Origin of the sequence: Kitasatospora humi, from assembly GCF_020907985.1 — a bacterium.
Lineage (GTDB): Bacteria > Actinomycetota > Actinomycetes > Streptomycetales > Streptomycetaceae > Kitasatospora > Kitasatospora humi.
Map to the genome: position 1 here is coordinate 1 of NZ_JAJJPA010000125.1, position 2,163 is coordinate 2,163.

Sequence of the window (2,163 nt, forward strand, 5' to 3'; positions counted from 1 at the left end):
GAGGTGGTAGGGGTCGGACCGGGGCGCGGTGCTGCTGTTCCCAGCAGTCCGTTTCCCCGGCCCGCCCTCCGAACCGGACGTGCCCGTCTCCAAGCATCCGGCTCTCCACAAGCCCCGTCGGGTGGGGGTGGCCCTTATCCTGTGCTCGGCCAGGGGGTGGGGATCTTGGTTCCTCGATAGGAGTAGCGACGCGTGCCTACCCCGGTCGGGTTGAACAAGATCACCTCCCCGTCGGCGGGCCACCATCCGTCGCAGGTGAAGCGGCGACGAAGTTCCTTCCAGGTGGTCTTCGGGTGCTTGCGGCGCAACCATCCGAAGACCCGCTGCCACAAGTAGGCCTTTACATAAGCGAAACTCCTACTGGAGCAGCCGTAGCGGAAGTAGGCGGTCCAGCCCCGCAGCATCGAATTGAGGTGACGCAACAGGACTGCGAGCGGCAGGTTCTTGTCCTGCCTGCACAACGTCTTGATCCGGGCCATGACGGCGGCCAGCACCTTCTTGGCCGGGTAGGTGTAGACGTAGTGCTTGTTCGTGCCTCGCTTGCGGTGGCGCTGGAGGCGCCATCCGAGGAAGTCAAGGCCCTTGTCGATGTGGGTGATCAGCGTCTTCTCCGGCGACAGGCGCAGGCCCATCGTGGACAAGACCTCCGCTGCCTCCGCGCGCAGGTCCTCGGCGTGTTCACGGGTACCTGCGACTGCCAGGACCCAGTCATCCGCGTAGCGGACGAGTCGGCAGTTCGGCAGCCCGTGGCGACGCCTTCGGTCCCTGTCGACCTTGCTGTATTGGTACTTGGCGAAGTGTTCGTCGAGTACCGACAGCGCGACGTTGGCGATTACGGGGGAGAGGATCCCACCCTGCGGGGTCCCGGCCCTGGTTTCCGCGAGCGTCCCGTCCTCGGTGAGGATCCCGGCCTTCAGGAATGCCTTCACCAGGGACAGGACGCGCCTGTCTCCGACTCGTTCACGGATTCGGCCCATCAGGGCTGAGTGTGAGATCTCGTCGAAGCAGGCTTTGATGTCCCCCTCCACGACCCATTCATACGAACGGGACACGAAGTGGTGCACCTCGGCCACCGCGTCATGGGCCCGGCGCTTGGGGCGGAACCCGTAGGAACACGGGAGGAAATCCGCCTCGAACACGGGCTCCAGAACCAGTTTGAGGGCGCCTTGGACCACCCGGTCGCGCAGGGCGGGGATCCCCAGGCGGCGACGCTTGGTCGTCCCCGGTTTCGGGATCATCCGCTCCCGCACGGGAATTGGGCGGAAGTTGCGGTCCTTCAACTCGCTCCGCAACTGGTCGAGGAAGACCTCGACCCCTTGCACGGTCTCGACGTAGTAGGCGGTTTGGCCGTCCACTCCAGCCGTGCGTGCTCCCTTGTTGCCCCGCACGCGAGCCCAGGCCACCAGGAGGAAGCCCGGGTCGCAGACAAGGTTGTACAGGTCATCGAACCGGCGATCGGGATCGTCGGTCGCCCAACGGTGCAGTTTGGTCTGGATCTCCTGTACCCGGCGCTCGGCCCGCATCAGCGCGAGCTCCAGTTCATCGGTGTTCACCAACGGTCTCCAGGCATTCCAGCAACCTCTCCGCTGACTTGCTGGCCTCCTTCGCCATGTGCGGAGCTTTCCTCCGCTCGGACTACTACGAGGCCTCCGCCCCACCCGTGACCGTCAGCCGACGACGGGCCTGCCCCCGAACCGGGCTGGATGCCAGGGCCGGTAGGGCGGACACGGATGGTTCCCACGTTCACTGAGTACCGATCGACGAGGGAGGTGCCCAGCTCTGTCCCGGCAGCATCGCCACGCCTACGCCGCAGTCCTTCAGCGTGGCCTCCTCGTCGGCGACGTCGGCCGACTTCGGAGATGGCCGCCCGACCACACGGCGGCACAAGCACTGCAAACCGGCCCTGATCCACCAGGTTCGAGCCGGCACTGGGCTTACGGAACTTTCGCACTGGTTCCTCTCGTACACCTTCTCGTCTCGCTTGCCGGACCCGCACCGTCTGGCAGTGCCGATGCGTCCCGTCGTTGTCAGGGCTGCTTTCCGCCCTCCCCGGCGTCTCCCGGATCAGGCTGCCCTCAGCTTCTACCTGGCTGCTGCGACAGCCAGGCGGCGGAGCCCTTTCATCTCCGCTCGGTTACTCAGCGCCTCGTGGCGCACGACGTC

1 protein-coding gene is annotated in these 2,163 nt (G+C 65.8%); it reads right to left on the reverse strand.

Translation table 11 applies throughout. From position 1 onward, the window contains the following. Nucleotides 1–134: 134 nt before the first annotated feature. On the reverse strand, nt 135–1,553 hold the full coding sequence (gene ltrA / locus LN042_RS36660; protein WP_230055799.1) for a group II intron reverse transcriptase/maturase: 1,419 nt from the start codon (nt 1,551–1,553) through the stop codon (nt 135–137). Between the last annotated feature and the right edge of the window lie 610 nt (nt 1,554–2,163).